At 70.4% G+C, this 16,598-nt stretch carries 12 protein-coding genes; 10 read left to right on the forward strand and 2 right to left on the reverse strand.

Annotated features, from left to right (window positions below):
• Nucleotides 1-62 precede the first annotated feature (62 nt).
• The 5 genes from ureA (at nucleotide 63) to cimA (ending at nucleotide 6,092) form a co-directional block, all read left to right on the forward strand.
• Complete coding sequence (gene ureA, locus OG410_RS29000) at nucleotides 63-767, forward strand: urease subunit gamma (protein ID WP_329301808.1); 705 nt, start codon at nucleotides 63-65, stop codon at nucleotides 765-767.
• Complete coding sequence (locus OG410_RS29005) at nucleotides 764-2,473, forward strand: urease subunit alpha (protein ID WP_329301809.1); 1,710 nt, start codon at nucleotides 764-766, stop codon at nucleotides 2,471-2,473. Before ureA ends, OG410_RS29005 begins: the two co-directional genes overlap by 4 nt.
• A 40-nt stretch (nucleotides 2,474-2,513) precedes the next feature.
• Nucleotides 2,514-3,551, forward strand: a complete 1,038-nt coding sequence (locus OG410_RS29010; protein WP_329301810.1) for an agmatine deiminase family protein — start codon at nucleotides 2,514-2,516, stop codon at nucleotides 3,549-3,551.
• A 15-nt stretch (nucleotides 3,552-3,566) separates the two neighbouring features.
• The gene (locus OG410_RS29015) at nucleotides 3,567-4,157 is read left to right on the forward strand and encodes a TetR/AcrR family transcriptional regulator (protein ID WP_326785340.1); all 591 of its coding nucleotides are present in this window, start codon (nucleotides 3,567-3,569) and stop codon (nucleotides 4,155-4,157) included.
• 330 nt (nucleotides 4,158-4,487) lie between these two features.
• Complete coding sequence (gene cimA, locus OG410_RS29020) at nucleotides 4,488-6,092, forward strand: citramalate synthase (protein WP_329301811.1); 1,605 nt, start codon at nucleotides 4,488-4,490, stop codon at nucleotides 6,090-6,092.
• Nucleotides 6,093-6,190: 98 nt separating this feature from the next.
• Here the strand turns inward: cimA and OG410_RS29025 are convergent, their stop codons facing one another.
• A complete protein-coding gene (locus OG410_RS29025) occupies nucleotides 6,191-8,053 on the reverse strand; it encodes a lectin (protein WP_329301812.1) in 1,863 nt (620 codons plus the stop codon).
• Between the two features lie 287 nt (nucleotides 8,054-8,340).
• On the opposite strand from OG410_RS29025, the gene OG410_RS29030 reads away from it, so the two are divergent.
• Complete coding sequence (locus OG410_RS29030) at nucleotides 8,341-11,382, forward strand: glycoside hydrolase family 3 protein (protein WP_329301813.1); 3,042 nt, start codon at nucleotides 8,341-8,343, stop codon at nucleotides 11,380-11,382.
• A 123-nt stretch (nucleotides 11,383-11,505) separates the two neighbouring features.
• Nucleotides 11,506-12,864, forward strand: a complete 1,359-nt coding sequence (locus tag OG410_RS29035; protein WP_329301814.1) for a hypothetical protein — start codon at nucleotides 11,506-11,508, stop codon at nucleotides 12,862-12,864.
• Between the two features lie 169 nt (nucleotides 12,865-13,033).
• On the opposite strand, the gene OG410_RS29040 is transcribed toward OG410_RS29035, so the two are convergent.
• Nucleotides 13,034-13,657 carry a YceI family protein gene (locus OG410_RS29040; protein ID WP_329304285.1) on the reverse strand — a complete coding sequence of 208 codons (624 nt, stop codon included), beginning with the start codon at nucleotides 13,655-13,657 and terminating at the stop codon, nucleotides 13,034-13,036.
• A gap of 291 nt (nucleotides 13,658-13,948) precedes the next feature.
• Here OG410_RS29040 and OG410_RS29045 point away from each other — a divergent pair, with 291 nt between their 5' ends.
• The 3 genes from OG410_RS29045 (at nucleotide 13,949) to OG410_RS29055 (ending at nucleotide 16,557) form a co-directional block, all read left to right on the forward strand.
• Nucleotides 13,949-14,446: a hypothetical protein gene (locus OG410_RS29045; RefSeq protein ID WP_329301815.1), complete on the forward strand. Its 498-nt coding sequence runs from the start codon at nucleotides 13,949-13,951 to the stop codon at nucleotides 14,444-14,446.
• A 251-nt stretch (nucleotides 14,447-14,697) separates the two neighbouring features.
• Nucleotides 14,698-16,305: an acyl-CoA carboxylase subunit beta gene (locus tag OG410_RS29050; protein WP_329301816.1), complete on the forward strand. Its 1,608-nt coding sequence runs from the start codon at nucleotides 14,698-14,700 to the stop codon at nucleotides 16,303-16,305.
• Nucleotides 16,306-16,362: 57 nt separating this feature from the next.
• A complete protein-coding gene (locus OG410_RS29055) occupies nucleotides 16,363-16,557 on the forward strand; it encodes an acyl-CoA carboxylase subunit epsilon (protein ID WP_329301817.1) in 195 nt (64 codons plus the stop codon).
• Nucleotides 16,558-16,598: the final 41 nt, after the last annotated feature.

Genomic DNA, 16,598 nt, shown 5'->3' on the forward strand with positions numbered 1-16,598 from the left:
TTCCATGAATCCGGCGTTTAGAGTGGCGCTCTAAATGGAGGAAGGCGAGGAGGTGTCGTGGCGTGAGACTGACCCCCACGGAACGTGACCGACTGCTGCTGTTCTCGGCGGCCGAGCTGGCCCGTGCCCGCCGGGCGCGAGGACTGCGGCTCAACGTGCCGGAGGCCACCGCCCTGATCGCGGACACCGTCTGCGAGACCGCCCGCGACGGCGGACGGCTGGCCGAGGCCGTCGAGGCGGCCCGGTCCGTCCTCGGCCCCGACGACGTCCTGCCCGGCGTCGCGGACATCGTGACCGAGGTGCATGTCGAGGCCGTCTTCGAGGACGGCTCGCGCCTCGCGGTGGTCAGTGACCCCATCGGCGGCGGCCTCGGCGAACGGGCACCCGGCGCGCTGCTGCCGGGCCCGGAGCACACCGAGCCCGAGGCCGCCGTCCGCCTGTCCGTGACGAACACGGCCCCCGTCCCCGTCTCCGTCACCTCCCACTTCCACTTCTTCGAGGCCAACCCGCGGCTCGACTTCGACCGGCCGGCCGCCTACGGCATGCGGCTGGCCGTGCCCGCCGGCTCGTCCGTCCGCTTCGGCCCGGGGGAGAGCGCCGAGGTGGGACTGCTGCCCATCGGCGGAGCGCGCGTCGCGATCGGCTTCGCCGGGCTGGTCGACGGACCGCTGGACGCGCCCGGCGCCAGGGAAGAGGCCCTGCGCCGGGCCGCCGCCTGCGGATACCTCGGCGTACCCGACACCCGCGACCAGGAGGTCGAGCGATGAGCCGCCCCGGAGGGCACCCCGCCGAGGCGCGCCGCCTCACCCCCTACGAGTACGCCGCCACCCACGGCCCCCGCGCCGGCGACCGGGTCCGGCTCGGCGACTCGGGGCTGACCATCCGCGTCGAGTCCGACGCCCAGCTCCCCGGGGACGAGTTCCTCGCCGGATTCGGCAAGACCGCCCGCGACGGACTGCACCTCAAGGCCGCCGCCGTCCGGGACACCTGCGACGTCGTCATCAGCAACGTCGTGGTGATCGACGCCGTCCAGGGCATCCGCAAGGTGTCCATCGGCATCCGCGAGGGCCGGATCTGCTCGATCGGGCGGGCCGGCAACCCCGACACCCTCGACGGCGTCGACGTCGTGGTCGGCACCGGCACCTCCATCGTCTCCGGTGAGGGCCTCATCGCCACCGCCGGAGCCGTCGACACCCACGTCCATCTGCTGTCGCCGCGCATCATGGAGGCCTCGCTCGCCTCCGGGGTGACGACGGTCATCGGCCAGGAGTTCGGGCCGGTGTGGGGCGTCGGCGTCAACTCGCCCTGGGCGCTGCGCCATGCCTTCGGCGCCTTCGACGCCTGGCCGGTCAACATCGGCTTCCTGGGCCGGGGTTCGTCCTCCGACAGCGCGCCGCTGATCGAGGCGCTCGCCGAGGGCGGCGCGAGCGGCTTCAAGGTCCACGAGGACATGGGCGCCCACACCCGGGCGCTCGACACCGCGCTGCGCGTCGCCGAGGAGCACGACGTCCAAGTCGCCCTGCACAGCGACGGGTTGAACGAGTGTCTGTCCGTCGAGGACACCCTCGGGGTGCTCGAAGGACGCACCATCCACGCCTTCCACATCGAGGGCTGCGGCGGCGGGCACGTCCCGAACGTGCTGAAGATGGCCGGCGTCCCGAACGTCATCGGCTCGTCCACCAACCCGACCCTGCCCTTCGGCCGGGACGCGGTCGCCGAGCACTACGGCATGATCGTCTCCGTCCACGACCTGAAGACCGACCTGCCCGGCGACGCCGCCATGGCCCGCGACCGCATCCGCGCCGGGACCATGGGCGCCGAGGACGTCCTGCACGACCTGGGCGTCATCGGCATCACCTCCTCCGACGCGCAGGGCATGGGACGCGCCGGTGAGACCGTGCGCCGGACCTTCGCCATGGCAGGGAAGATGAAGGCCCAGTTCGGCGCCCCCGAGGACCACGACAACGAACGCGTCCTGCGCTACATGGCCAAACTGACCATCAACCCGGCCATCGCGCACGGCCTCGCCCACGAGGTCGGCTCCATCGAGACCGGCAAGCTCGCCGACATCGTGCTGTGGCGCCCCGAGTACTTCGGCGCCAAACCGCAGCTCGTCCTGAAGGCGGGCTTCCCGGCCTACGGAGTGGTCGGCGACCCGAACGCCGCCACCGACACCTGTGAACCCCTGGTCCTCGGTCCGCAGTTCGGGGCGCACGGCGCGACACCCGCCGAGATCTCGGTGGCGTTCGTCGCCCAGGCCGCGCTCGACCAGGGCAACGACACCATGCCGACCCGCCGCCGCCGGGTGGCGGTCCGCGGCACCCGCGGCATCGGTCCCGCCGACCTGCGCCTCAACTCCCGTACCGGAGCGGTCGAGGTGGACGGGTGCACCGGCCTGGTCACCCTCGACGGCGAACCGCTCCGCTCCGATCCCGCCGACTCGGTCTCCCTCAACCGCCTGTACTTCCTGTAATCGACACGGCCTGTAATCGCCACAGCCTCAAAGGATCAACATGTCTGCTGCCGCCGACGGCTTCCGCATGCCCGCCGAGTGGACCCCGCACGAGCGCACCTGGATGGCGTGGCCGGGCCCCAACCCCACCTTCGACAACCCCGAGGACCTCGCCGCCTCCCGTGCCGCCTGGGCGGAGGTGGCCCGCGCGGTCCGCCGCTTCGAACCCGTCACCGTGGTGTGCGGCCCCGGCCAGTCCGCCCCGGCCGCCGCGCTCCTCGGCCCCGGCGTCGACACCGTCGAGCGGGAACTCGACGACGCCTGGATGCGCGACATCGGCCCCACCTTCCTCACCAACGGCCAGGGCGAACTGGCCGCCGTGGACTGGACGTTCAACGGCTGGGGCGCCCAGGACTGGGCCCGCTGGGAGCACGACTCCAAGATCGGCGCGCAGGTCGCCGAACTGGCCGGAGCGAAGGCGTACGCCTCCCGGCTGGTCAACGAGGGCGGCGCGATCCACGTCGACGGCGAGGGCACCGTGCTGCTCACCGAGACCGTGCAGCTCGGCCCCGAGCGCAACCCCGGCTGGAGCCGCGAGCAGGTCGAGGCGGAGATCCACGCCCAGCTCGGCACCGAGAAGGCGATCTGGCTGCCGCGCGGCCTGACCGGCGACTATCCCCCGTACGGCTTCGGCACCCTCGGCCACGTCGACATCGTCGCCGCCTTCGCCCGGCCCGGCGTGATCGTCGCCCACTCCCAGCAGGACCCCGCGCACCCCGACCACGAGGTCGGCAAGGAGGTCATCGGGCTGCTCAAGGCCCAGACCGACGCGCGCGGCCGTGCCATCGAGGTCGTCGAGGTCCCGGCCCCGACGGTCCTGGAGGCCGACGGCCACTGGGCCGACTACTCGTACATCAACCACTACCTCTGCAACGGCGGCGTCGTGCTCTGCGGCTTCGACGACCCGCGCGACGAGACGGCGGCGGGCATCTTCCGCCGGCTCTTCCCCGAGCGGACCGTGGCCCTGGTGGACGCACGTACGATCTTCGCGGGCGGCGGTGGCATCCACTGCATCACCCAGCAGCAGCCCAAGGTCTGACAACGGGAGTCACGGATGGCCGGTGCGCGGAAGAACGCGCCACCGCGCGAGGAGGTCCTCGCCGCCGCAATGGAGATGATCGCCGAACGCGGTCTGGAGAAACTCACCATGGCGGCGCTCGGCCGCGAGGTCGGCATGAGCAGCGGCCACCTCCTCTACTACTTCCGCACCAAGGACGAGCTGCTGCTGCGCACCCTGGAGTGGAGCGAGGGCCGGCTCGGCGCGGAGCGCGGCCGGCTGCTCGCCGCGCGCGGAACCGCCCGCGAACGCCTTGACGCCTACGTCGACCTGTACGTCCCCGACGGCCACCGGGACCCGCACTGGACCCTGTGGCTGGAGGTCTGGAACCACTCCCAGAACGCGGACGACGACGCCCGCGAACGGCAGGCCGCCATCGAGGGCGCCTGGCACCGGGACCTCGTCGCGCTGCTCGCCGAGGGCGTCTCGCGCGGAGAGTTCCGCCCCGTCGACGCGGACCGCTTCGGTGCCCGGCTGCGCGCCCTGATGGACGGCTTCTCCATCCATGTGGCGATCGGTCTGCGCGGCACCAGCCGCGATCAGGTCCTGTCCCACGTGAAGGAGTTCCTCGACGCGTCGCTGGGCTGACCGGTCGTACATCCGTACCGGCCATGTAGCCCAGTGCTCGCATCCTGAGACACCGTGTGATCACGGAGGCGGTTTGTGCCACACTGCCCCCGTGCTCTCGTTCGCCACGATTATTGGCAGCAGGCGCGCCGGTCCGCAGTGACCGCCACGTACGACCAGGTACGGGCGGACACCGTCGTTCTCGACCCGCGCGCAGACCTCTCGCACCCGCGAGGGGTTTTTCGCATTTCTGGCCCACCTTCAGCCGGGAGCGCAGCGCGCGGGATCATTGGGGGACGGTGGAGCCGGTCATTCCGGTAGACCGAGTTTCAATACAGGAGCCTTGAGACCATGACGGAAACCAGCGAAGTCGACGATTCCTTCCACGTCTTCGACACGACGCTGCGCGACGGCGCGCAGCGCGAGGGCATCAACCTCACCGTGGCGGACAAGCTGGCCATCGCGCGGCACCTGGACGACTTCGGGGTGGGCTTCATCGAGGGCGGCTGGCCCGGCGCCAACCCCCGAGACACCGAGTTCTTCGCCCGCGCCGCCCAGGAGATCGACTTCCGGCACGCCCAGCTCGTGGCCTTCGGAGCGACCCGCAGGGCCGGCGGCAAGGCCTCGGAGGACCCCCAGGTCAAGGCGCTCCTGGCCTCCGGCGCCCCGGTGATCACGCTGGTGGCCAAGTCCCACGACCGGCATGTGGAGCTGGCGCTGCGCACCACGCTGGAGGAGAACCTGGAGATGGTCCGCGACACCGTCTCCCACCTGGTCGCGCAGGGACGGCGGGTGTTCGTGGACTGCGAGCACTTCTTCGACGGCTACCGGGCCAATCCGGAGTACGCGAAGTCCGTGGTGCGGGCGGCGCACGAGGCCGGTGCCGACGTGGTCGTGCTGTGCGACACCAACGGCGGCATGCTCCCGGCGCAGGTACAGGCCGTGGTCTCCACGGTCCTGGCGGACACCGGCGCCCGGCTGGGCATGCACGCCCAGGACGACACCGGCTGCGCGGTCGCCAACACACTGGCCGCCGTGGACGCGGGCGCCACCCACGTCCAGTGCACCGCCAACGGCTACGGCGAACGCGTCGGCAACTCCAACCTCTTCCCCGTCGTCGCCGCACTGGAGCTCAAGTACGGCAAGAAGGTGCTCCCCGAGGGCGCGCTGCGGGAGATGACGCGGATCTCGCACGCCATCGCCGAGGTCGTCAACCTGACCCCCTCCACCCACCAGCCCTACGTGGGGGTGTCGGCGTTCGCGCACAAGGCGGGCCTGCACGCCTCCGCGATCAAGGTCGACCCGGACCTCTACCAGCACATCGACCCCGAGCAGGTCGGCAACACCATGCGGATGCTGGTCTCCGACATGGCCGGCCGCGCCTCCATCGAGCTCAAGGGCAAGGAGCTCGGCGTCGACCTCGGCGACGACCGCGAACTCGTCGCCCGCGTCGTGGAGCGCGTCAAGGAACGCGAACTCAAGGGCTACACCTACGAGGCCGCCGACGCCTCCTTCGAACTCCTGCTGCGCACGGAGGTGGAAGGCCGGGCGCGCACCTACTTCGAGGTCGAGTCCTGGCGGGCCATCGTCGAGGACCGCCCCGACGGCAGCCACGCCAACGAGGCCACGGTCAAGCTCTTCGCCAAGGGCGAGCGCATCGTCGCCACCGCCGAGGGCAACGGCCCGGTCAACGCCCTGGACCGCGCCCTGCGCGTCGCCCTGGAGACGATCTACCCGCAGCTCGCCAAGCTGGAACTGGTCGACTACAAGGTCCGCATCCTGGAGGGCAAGCACGGCACGCAGTCCACGACCCGGGTCCTGATCTCCACGTCCGACGGCACGGGGGAGTGGTCCACGGTCGGCGTGGCGGAGAACGTCATCGCCGCGTCCTGGCAGGCACTGGAGGACGCGTACACCTACGGTCTGCTGCGGGCCGGGGTGGAACCCGCGTCGTGAACCCGCCCGAACGCCGGAGGGCGCGGTTCCCGCACCCTCCGGCGTTCACGGCGTTCACGGCGTTCACGGCGTTTTCGCCGGTCCGGCGTACGTGACGGCTAGCCCAGCTGCCATTTCTGGTTCGCGGCCCCCGTGCACGACCAGATCTGCGCCCGTGCCCCGTTCGCCGACGAGTTGCCGGTCACATCGAGGCATTTGTTCGCCGCGGTGTTGACCACGTCACCCGTCGATGAGTTGTACGACCACTGCTGGGCGCCGGAGCCGTTGCAGTCGTAGAGCTGGACCTTGGCGCCGTCGGACGTCGAGCCCGACGTGACGTCGAGGCACTTCCCGAGCGAGCGCACCGACCCGTCGGTCCCCACGGTCCAGGACTGCGCGGCGGTTCCGTTGCAGTCGTAGAGCTGCACCGCGGTGCCGTTGGCGCTCGACGCGCCCGCCACGTCGAGGCACTTGCCGGCCGGCCCGACGAACGCGCCCGACTGTCCGCTCCCGCCCGACGGGGTGCCGGACCAGGTGAAGGTCGCCGAGGTCTTGCCCGGCAGTGAGTAAGTGGCGTGCTGGGATCCCCAGTTGACGGTCACCGTCTTGGCGCTCGACGCGTCGTTGTAGGCGATCAGCGCCTTGGTGCCGTCCGGGTTGCGCCAGGCGACGTTCGGGACGGCCGAGGACGCCGTGGAGGCGATCCGCTGCGCCCCGGGCCGGACGAACTTCGTCAGGTGGCCCATCGTGTAGTACTCGACCGTGTAGTCGACCGTCCCGCTCGCGCCGTCCCCGTTGTGCACGGTGATCAGCCCGGTGCAGGTGCCGCAACCCCCGTTGTGCGGGCCCTTGTTCTGGTCCACGGCGAGCGACCACTTGGTCACCGACTTCGCCCAGTTGCGGGTGTAGTCGACGATGTTGAGCATGTCCTCGCGCTGCTGGTTGGCGATCCAGGTGCCGCCGGAGTGCTCGGTCCCGAAGGCGTCGAGTCCCGGGTACTGGTTGTGCACGCTCGTCTGCCTGGCGATGTCGCCGCCGTACCCGTGCCAGGCGATCCCGCCGAAGTTCGGGTGCGAGCGGACCGCCGCGTCGTCGACGGTCTGGGCGGCGTAGGAGTCGTACACGTCCCAGTTCCAGTCGTGCGCGAGCACCTTCGTGGACAGCCCGGCCGCCTGGAGCTTGGGCAGCAGCTCGCTCTTGGTGAAGTAGGCGAGTCCCGAGGCGTTCCAGCTCATCGACGGATAGCCCGAGCAGCAGGTCGGCTCGTTCTGGGCGGTGACGTACGAGACGGGGACGCCCTGATCCCGGTACGCCTGGAGGTACTTCACGAAGTACGAGGCGTAGGCGCCGTAGTCCTCCGCTTTCAGCCAGCCGCCGTTCAGCGACCCGCTGTCCTTCATCCAGGCCGGTGCCGTCCACGGCGAGGCCATGACGGTCAGGGAGGGATTGAGCTGGAGCGCCTGCCTGGTCAGCGGCACCACGTCGGCCAGGTCGTGCGCGATGGAGAACTGCGCCAGACCGGGGTCGCTCTGCCCGGCCGGCACGTCGTCGTAGCTGTAGCCGTAGCGCGCGAGGTCCGAGGCGCCCATCGGGTTGCGCAGGAAGGACAGCCCGATCCCGTCCGTCGGTGAGAACAGCTTGCGCATCGTCGCGTCGCGGGTGCTCTGCGACAGGGCGCCGCTGCTGTTCATCAGCCAGGCCGCGGTGTCCGTGAAGGAGGCGCCGCCGCCGGTGAAGGTCTGGTATCGCGTGTTCTCGTCGACGGTGATGTTCTCACCGCTGCCGCCGCTGCCCGACTGGAAGGCGAACGGCGCCTGGGCCTGGAGCCCGCGGACGACATGACGTCCGCCGTCGTCGTCCGTCGTCGTCAGGTACGCGGTGACCTGTTCGCCCGCGGCGTGCGCGGGCGCGGCCGCCGTGAATCCCGCGGTGGCGAGCAGCCCGGCGACGATCAGCCGGGCCGCCCGAGTGGATCTCCTCATGGAGCGCCGCCCTTCTGGAGGTGGGGGGAGGCGTGCGAGGCGTGAGTAAATGACGGCTGCGGAGCCGCGTCAAGGGGTTGCGCGTTCAGACTTTGAAGGAACAACTGCTCTGATCCGGACGGGACTTGAGTCTGTACCGGTTCCGGCGTGAAGTCTTGACGGGTTGCCGGGGCACCAGTTAACTCACGCCCTGATCTAAGTCGTAAGAAGAGTGAGGGAACAGAGCAAGCACGTCATCGTCAGGAAGCCACGTCGTCAGAACGACGTGAGAGTCGAGGGGACCCCCATTGACCGGGCTCGATCGGAATTCCGTACGAAGAACCGCTCTGCTGGCCGGTGCCGCGCTGATCGCCGGACTGCTTCCGCTCGCTACGGCGGGAACGGCGGCGGCCGATGATCCCGCACCCGTTCCGGTCGACCGCTTCGAGGGCGAGGTGCCCTTCGCGAACCAGCCCGCCGAGGGGATCTTCACCTGGGGCGGCGACAGCGACGATCCGCCGAAGCTGGCCCTGACCGCACGCTCCGACGCACCCGAGGGCGCCAAGGTCCTCACCGGCGACTACGACATCAGCGGCTACGGAGGCTTCACCCACGACTTCGCGGCCGACCAGCCGGCCCACGACTGGTCCGCGCACAAGGGCGTCCGCTTCTGGTGGGACGGCCGCGCCACCGGCAAGAAGATCGCCTTCGAGATCAAGGACGGCGGTACCAACGGCGAGGCCTCGGAACTGTGGACGACCTCCTTCACCGATGACTTCAGCGGCTGGAAACAGATCGAGATCCCCTTCGCCGACTTCGTCTACCGCACGGACTACCAGCCCGTCGGCGGTATCGACCACGTCCTCGGCCTGACGCAGATGTGGGGCTACGCCCTCACCCTTCCGGTCGGCGTCCAGGGGCAGTTCGCCATGGACGACGTCGAGCTGTACGGCAAGGCCGACCAGTCCCTGCGCGCCTCCGTCACCACCGACGCGGCGGTCTACCCGGTGAAGGAGGGTGGCACCGCGCGGGTGAGGATCTCCGTCGCCACCACCGGCTCCGCCCCGATCGACGAGCCCGTGACCGTCGCGTACGAGAGCGCGGGCGGCGGCGGCGAGCCCGGCAGGGACTACACCCCCGTCAAGGGCGAGATCACCTTCCCGGCGGGCACGACGTCCGGCGCGAGCCGCACCGTCACCGTCCGGACCCTGCGCGACAAGTCCGTCGAAGCGGCCGAGACGATCCCCCTCAAGCTCACGGTGACCGGCGCCAAGGCTCCCGCCGAGACCCCGCAGGTCGTCGTCGACGCCCACGGGCTGCCGTATCTGAACCCGAAACTGCCCGTGAAGAAGCGGGTCGCCGACCTGGTCTCCCGGATGTCCCTGGAGGAGAAGACCGGGCAGATGACCCAGGCCGAGCGCGGCGCGATCGGTACGGGCGGTGACATCGCCTCCTACGACCTCGGGTCGCTGCTCTCCGGCGGCGGCTCCACGCCGACCCCCAACACCGCCGAAGCCTGGGCGTCGATGATCGACGGCTACCAGCTCCGGGCCCAGGCCACACGGTTCCAGATCCCGCTGATCTACGGCGTGGACGCGGTGCACGGCCACAACAACCTCGCCGGCGCGACGATCATGCCGCACAACATCGGTATCGGCGCCACCCGTGACCCCGCTCTGGCGGAGCGGACGGGCGCGGTGACCGCCGCCGAGGTCCGCGCCACCGGCATCCCCTGGGACTTCGCCCCCTGTCTGTGCGTGACCCGCGACGAACGCTGGGGCCGCTCCTACGAGTCCTTCGGCGAGGACCCGGCGCTCGTGAAGTCCATGGAGACGGTCGTCCAGGGCCTCCAGGGTGCCCGCGACGGCAGTGACCTGAAGGACGACGACAAGGTCCTCGCCACCGCCAAGCACTTCGTCGGCGACGGCGGCACCGGGTACGGCACGTCCACGACCGGCTCGTACACCGTCGACCAGGGCGTCACCAAGGTCACCCGGCAGGAGCTGGAGGCCGTGCACCTGGCGCCGTTCCAGACCGCGGTCGACCGGGGCGTCGGCTCGGTCATGCCGTCGTACTCCTCGCTCGACATCGTCGGTGACGGCCAGGGGCCGGTGAAGATGCACGCCCGCGCCGACATGATCAACGGCGTGCTCAAGGGCCGGATGGGCTTCGACGGCTTCGTCATCAGCGACTGGAACGCCATCGACCAGCTCCCCGGCGACTACGCCTCGCACGTCCGCACCTCGGTCAACGCGGGCGTGGACATGATGATGGTGCCGTACTCGTACAAGGACTTCCGGGCGACGCTCACGGACGAGGTGAAGGCGGGCCGCGTCACCGAGCGGCGGATCGACGACGCGGTGTCGCGCATCCTCACCCAGAAGTTCGAGCTGGGCCTCTTCGAGAAGCCGTACGCGGACACGAGCGGCGCGTCGAGGATCGGCTCGGCCGCGCACCGCTCCGTGGCACGGCAGGCGGCGGCCGAGTCCCAGGTCCTGCTGAAGAACGCGGACGGCGTCCTGCCGCTGAAGAAGTCCCAGAAGGTGTACGTCGCCGGTTCGAACGCCGACGACCTCGGCAACCAGACCGGCGGCTGGACCCTCACCTGGCAGGGCTCGTCCGGCGACAGCACCAAGGGCACCACGATCCTCCAGGGCATGCGGAACGCCGGCGGTGACGTCACCTGGTCCAAGGACGCCTCGGCCCCGACCGGCGGCTACGACGTCGGTGTGGTCGTCGTCGGCGAGACCCCGTACGCGGAGGGCGTCGGCGATGTCGGCAACGGCAACGACCTGGAGCTGACCGCGGCCGACAAGGCCGCCGTGGACAAGGTGTGCGCGGCGATGAAGTGTGCGGTGCTGGTCGTCTCGGGCCGCCCGCAGCTCATCGGCGACCGGCTCGGCGCCGTCGACGCCCTGGTGGCCTCCTGGCTGCCGGGCACCGAGGGCGACGGGGTCGCGGACGTCCTCTACGGAAAGCGCGCCTTCACCGGGCAGCTCCCGGTCACCTGGCCGAAGTCGGACTCCCAGCTCCCGATCAACGTCGGTGACACCTCCTACGATCCGCAGTTCCCCTACGGATGGGGTCTCACCACGCTGACGAAGGCACCGGGGGGTGGCGCCGCCACACTGCGGGCGCTGGCCCTGGTGGCCTCGGCGGCGGAGCGGCACGGCGCCGACGGGACGGCCCGCGCGGCCGTGACGAAGGCCCGTCTGCTCGTCCAGCAGAAGATCGGCTCGTCGGTCACCGCGGCGAACGCCGGACCCTTCGCGGACGCGGATCACCTTCTGCTGACCGGCCACTACGGAGAGGCGGTGGCGAAGCTGGCCCAGGCGTACCGAGCGGGATAGAGGGAGAACGTGGAGGGCCGGCCGGGGCTGGACACATCAGCCCCGGCCGGCCCGCGTTCCGGCGGCAGCGGGACGCCACTCTCCCGATGTCCGGTTTTGCTCTGGTTCGGGTAGCTTCAAGGCATGAGGGTCGCACACACCCGAGGACTTCCAGGCCTGCTGGTCGCACTGATACTCGCGGCCCTGGCGCTGGTGTGGTTCCCGGCGCCCCCGGCCCGTGCCGCGACGGACGTCTCCACGGTCGCGGCGGCCCTGCGGAAGGGCCCTGTCTATGTGGACCCGGCCGCCTCCGGGCAGCTCTCCGCGTCGGAGGCCGACGCCCTCGCCGCCAAGATCAAGAAGGCCGACAAGCCGCTCTTCGTCGCCGTCCTTCCCGCGGACTTCCCCACCGAGAACCTCTTCCGGAACCTGCGCACCGACACCGGCGTCACGGGCCTCTACGCGATCAGGCTCGGCGACCGCTTCGACGCCCGCGCCGACTCCGCGGTGATGTCCCGCTCAGCCGTACAGAACCTCGTCACCAGCGTCCAGGGCGTGTCGGACGCGAACACCCAGCTGAACCGGTTCACCGACCTCGCGCTCCCCGGCATCCACGGTTCGGCCCCCGCGAGCTGGGGCGGTGCCACGAACGGCGGAGGCGTTTCGGCGGGAGCGCTGATCGCGGTCGGCGCGGTGGCCGTCATCGGCGGCGCGGGCGCCTACACGGTCGTGCGCCGCAACCGGCGCCGCAAGGAGGAGGAACAGCGCGCCGCGCTCGACAGGCTCCGCGTGGTCGTGGACGAGGACATCACCGCCTTCGGCGAGGAACTCGACCGCCTCGACTTCCACCCCGCGGAGGCCGGCGCGGACGACGTGATGCGCGCGGACTACGAACGCGCGCTGGACGCCTACGAACAGGCGAAGTCGTTCATGGCCGAGGCCCGGCGCCCCGAGGACGTACGGGCCGTCACCCAGTCCCTGGAGGAGGGCCGCTTCTCCCTCGCCGTGCTCGCGGCGCGCCGCGAGCACCGAGCGGTCCCCGAGCGCCGCGCGCCCTGCTTCTTCGACCCCCGGCACGGCCCCTCCGTCGCCGACGCGGCCTGGACACCCGCCGGGGGCGCGCCCCGCGAGGTCCCGGTCTGCAAGGCGGACTGGATGCGTCTCACCGGCGGCGAACAGCCGGCGATGCGCGAGGTCGAGACGGAGTACGGCCGCCGCCCGTACTGGGACGCGGGCCCGGCGTACGGCCCCTGGGCGGGCGGCTACTTCGGCGGCGGCGTGCTGCCGGGCCTGCTCGTGGGGACCGTGCTCGGCAGCATGATGGCGAGCCCCGGATACGGGGCCGCGTACGGCACCGGTTACGGCGACTTCGGCGGCGGCTACGACGGAGGCGATGTCTCCGGTGCCGACTTCGACGCCGGTGACTTCGGTGGCGGCTTCGGCGACGGCGGGGGTGGCGGCGACTTCGGCGGGGGTGGCGGCGACTTCGGCGGCGGCTTCTGAGGGGTGACCCACTCCGTTGAAGTGACCCGGTTTCGTTGCGGGGTGACGCGCTCCGTCCGGCCGCGCTCGGGCCGGCCGCGGTCCGCGCACACGGCGACGCCGAGCGCCCCTGTCCGGGGAGCTCGGCGTCGGAGAAGGCGCTCGGCGGCGCGGGGCCGAAGCCCGTGGCTCAGCCGGCGTTCTTGATCGCCGAGATGTCGAAGTTCAGCTTGATCTTGTCGGAGACGAGGACGCCACCGGTCTCCAGGGCGGCGTTCCAGGTGAGGCCCCACTCGGAGCGGAGGATCTCGGCCTTGCCCTCGAAGCCCACGCGCTCGTTGCCGAACGGGTCCTTGGCGGCGCCGTTGAACTCCAGGTCGATGCTGATCTGCTTGGTGGTGCCGAGGATCTCCAGATCGCCGGTGATCCGGTAGTCGTCACCGCCGAGAGCCTCCGCCTTGACGGAGCGGAAGGTCATCGTCGGGAACTCGTCGGTCTTGAAGAAGTCGGCGCTCTTGAGGTGACCGTCGCGGTCGGCGGACCCGGTGTCGATGCTGTCCATCGTGATGTCGAGGGAGGCCGTGGACCGCGACGGGTCGGTGCCGTCCAGGTGCAGCGTGCCCTCGAACTCGTTGAACGTGCCCTTGACGTTGGTCACCATCGCGTGCCGGGCGACGAAGCCGATGCTCGAGTGGGACGGGTCGATGGTGTAGTCGCCGGTCAGCGCGGCCAGGTCCGGGTTCACGGCACCGGCCGTCGCGGTGGCCGTCGAGGTGGCGGCGGTGTCGGTGGTCTTGCGGCCGAAGATGCCCATGAGGTGCTCCTTGGGGGGACGGGCCGCGGTTCCGGTGAGAGCCACGGCGTAAATCTGTTGAATGTTCAACGAGGTCAACGTGGGCAACCGTAGACCTATTCCGTTCAAGTTTCAACAGCATCCGGAGCGTGTGCGTGGCGTCACGGTGGGTCGCCTTTGTCCGGCCTCTGGCGGACGCGCGTAGAGCTCGGGCACCATCTGCGTGCACCCCCTGCACAGCCGCCCCACAGGAAACGCGGCCGGACGTCCGTGCGGCCGCCCCACGGTCCTCAGCAGGAAAGGTCTCCCCAGATGAAGCTCAGGTCCACGTTGACCGCCCTCGCCCTCGTCGTGGCCCCCGGCGTCGCCGTCGTCGGCACCGCCGGCGACGCCTTCGCCGTCAGCAAGATCAGTCACGCCACCGCGACCTCGATGTTCCGCCAGGCCGGCATCACCTGGTCCTCCTCCGGTGGCTGCTCCGACCGCAACAACGCCACCTGCACGTCGTTCGAGCAGCTCAACCTCGCCACCGCGCAGGGCGCCCAGACCCTCAAGGGGGCCAGCGGCTGCGCGCTCAACATCACCGGCGGCACCGAGACCGGCCACGCGAGCGGCACCTACTCGCACTGGAACGGCTACAAGCTCGACTACGGCAAGAACACCTGCGTCACCGGCTACATCAAGAACACCTTCGGCTACATAGGCCTGCGCGGCGACGGCGCTCCGCAGTACCGGTCCGGTGCCGGCAACATCTACGCCGACGAGGGCAACCACTGGGACGTCCTCTACTACAACTGCGGCGGCTGCTGAGCCGGCGCCTCCGGGGTGCGCGGACCGCCGAACGGGCGTCCGCGTCACCCCGGTGATGGCATGCGCCACTCATGGATGTGAGATGGCAGTCGGCCGAACAGTTTGTGAGACCTCCACAAGCCCAAGCCCCTCCTGGCAGTCGGATCGCCTGCATGTGATGGTGGTTCTGTTCAGGGGCACCAGGAAAACGGTCCGGAGACTGTGCAGAGTCGACGGCCCTGTTTCCTTGGTGGACTTCGTATGGTCGCTACATGACCGTTTTGGACGAGGCCGACACCGCGAGCTCCACGATCCCCGCAGGCGAACCGACGGACGCGCGTGGCCGTGTGGCCGAACTGCACGCCATCCGTGCGGAGGCGCTGCGGGGTCCCAGTGAGAAGGCGACCGAGGCGCAGCACGCCAAGGGCAAGCTGACCGCCCGGGAGCGCATCGAGCTGCTGCTGGACGCGGGCTCGTTCCGGGAGGTCGAGCAGCTGCGCCGGCACCGGGCGACCGGTTTCGGCCTGGAGGCCAAGAAGCCGTACACCGACGGTGTCATCACCGGCTGGGGCACGGTCGAGGGCCGTACGGTCTTCGTGTACGCCCACGACTTCCGGATCTTCGGCGGGGCGCTGGGCGAGGCCCACGCCACGAAGATCCACAAGATCATGGACATGGCCATCGCGGCGGGTGCGCCGCTGGTGTCTTTGAACGACGGTGCCGGCGCCCGTATCCAGGAGGGCGTCTCGGCGCTCGCCGGCTACGGCGGCATCTTCCAGCGCAACACGAAGGCCTCCGGGGTCATCCCGCAGATCTCTGTGATGCTCGGCCCGTGCGCCGGCGGCGCGGCCTACTCGCCGGCGCTGACGGACTTCGTGTTCATGGTCCGCGAGACCTCGCAGATGTTCATCACCGGCCCGGACGTGGTCAAGGCGGTGACGGGCGAGGAGATCACCCAGAACGGCCTGGGCGGCGCCGACGTCCACGCGGAGACCTCCGGCGTCTGCCACTTCGCCTACGACGACGAGGAGACCTGCATCGCCGAGGTGCGCTACCTCCTGTCGATGCTGCCGCAGAACAACCGCGAGAACCCGCCGCGCGCGGAGTCCTCCGACCCGGCCGACCGCCGCAGCGAGGTGCTGCTGGACCTGGTCCCGGCCGACGGCAACCGCCCGTACGACATGACCAAGGTCATCGAGGAACTCGTCGACGACGGCGACTACCTGGAGGTCCACGAGCGCTGGGCCCGCAACATCATCTGCGCGCTGGCCCGCCTCGACGGCATGGTCGTCGGCATCGTCGCCAACCAGCCGCAGAGCCTGGCGGGTGTCCTGGACATCGAGGCCTCCGAAAAAGCTGCGCGCTTTGTCCAGATGTGTGACGCTTTCAATATCCCGATCATCACGCTGCTGGACGTGCCCGGGTTCCTCCCGGGTGTCGACCAGGAGCACGGCGGGATCATCCGGCACGGCGCGAAGCTGCTCTACGCGTACTGCAACGCGACGGTGCCGCGGATCTCCCTCATCCTGCGCAAGGCGTACGGAGGTGCCTACATCGTCATGGACAGCCAGTCCATCGGGGCCGACCTCACCTACGCCTGGCCGACGAACGAGATCGCCGTGATGGGCGCCGAGGGCGCCGCCAACGTCATCTTCCGCCGCCAGATCGCCGACGCCGCCGATCCCGAGGCCATGCGGGTCCGCATGGTCAAGGAGTACAAGGCCGAGCTGATGCACCCGTACTACGCGGCCGAGCGCGGTCTGGTGGACGACGTCATCGACCCCGCCGAGACCCGCGAGGTCCTGGTCAAGTCACTCGCGATGCTGCACACCAAGCACGCGGACCTGCCCTCCCGCAAGCACGGCAACCCTCCGCAGTAACCCTGCGGATTCTCCGCGGTACCCCCGCGGAAACCTCTCTCATGGAGACTGAAACCTATGAGCAACGCTGACATCCGCGTCGAGAAGGGCCACGCCGAGCCCGAGGAGGTCGCCGCCATCACGGCGATCCTCCTGGCCCGCGCCGCCGCCGCTCCCACTGATGCCGCTTCTTCCCACCGCCCCCACCGCAAGGCGGGCTGGCGCCGACTGGAGCGGGAGCCCGGTTTCCGGGCGCCGCACAGCTGGCACTGAGGGTCTGACGCCGACAGCCCCGTCCTCCGGTGGAGGACGGG

This window comes from Streptomyces sp. NBC_00659, assembly GCF_036226925.1.
Classification (GTDB): Bacteria; Actinomycetota; Actinomycetes; order Streptomycetales; family Streptomycetaceae; genus Streptomyces.

Coding starts and splice junctions, on each gene's coding strand:
- OG410_RS29050 (WP_329301816.1), top strand. CDS start 14,698: ATGACCGTTTTGGACGAGGCCGACACCGCGAGCTCCACGATCCCCGCA.
- OG410_RS29045 (WP_329301815.1), top strand. CDS start 13,949: ATGAAGCTCAGGTCCACGTTGACCGCCCTCGCCCTCGTCGTGGCCCCC.
- OG410_RS29010 (WP_329301810.1), top strand. CDS start 2,514: ATGTCTGCTGCCGCCGACGGCTTCCGCATGCCCGCCGAGTGGACCCCG.
- cimA (WP_329301811.1), top strand. CDS start 4,488: ATGACGGAAACCAGCGAAGTCGACGATTCCTTCCACGTCTTCGACACG.
- OG410_RS29055 (WP_329301817.1), top strand. CDS start 16,363: ATGAGCAACGCTGACATCCGCGTCGAGAAGGGCCACGCCGAGCCCGAG.
- OG410_RS29025 (WP_329301812.1), bottom strand. CDS start 8,053: ATGAGGAGATCCACTCGGGCGGCCCGGCTGATCGTCGCCGGGCTGCTC.
- OG410_RS29015 (WP_326785340.1), top strand. CDS start 3,567: ATGGCCGGTGCGCGGAAGAACGCGCCACCGCGCGAGGAGGTCCTCGCC.
- OG410_RS29005 (WP_329301809.1), top strand. CDS start 764: ATGAGCCGCCCCGGAGGGCACCCCGCCGAGGCGCGCCGCCTCACCCCC.
- OG410_RS29035 (WP_329301814.1), top strand. CDS start 11,506: ATGAGGGTCGCACACACCCGAGGACTTCCAGGCCTGCTGGTCGCACTG.
- OG410_RS29040 (WP_329304285.1), bottom strand. CDS start 13,657: ATGGGCATCTTCGGCCGCAAGACCACCGACACCGCCGCCACCTCGACG.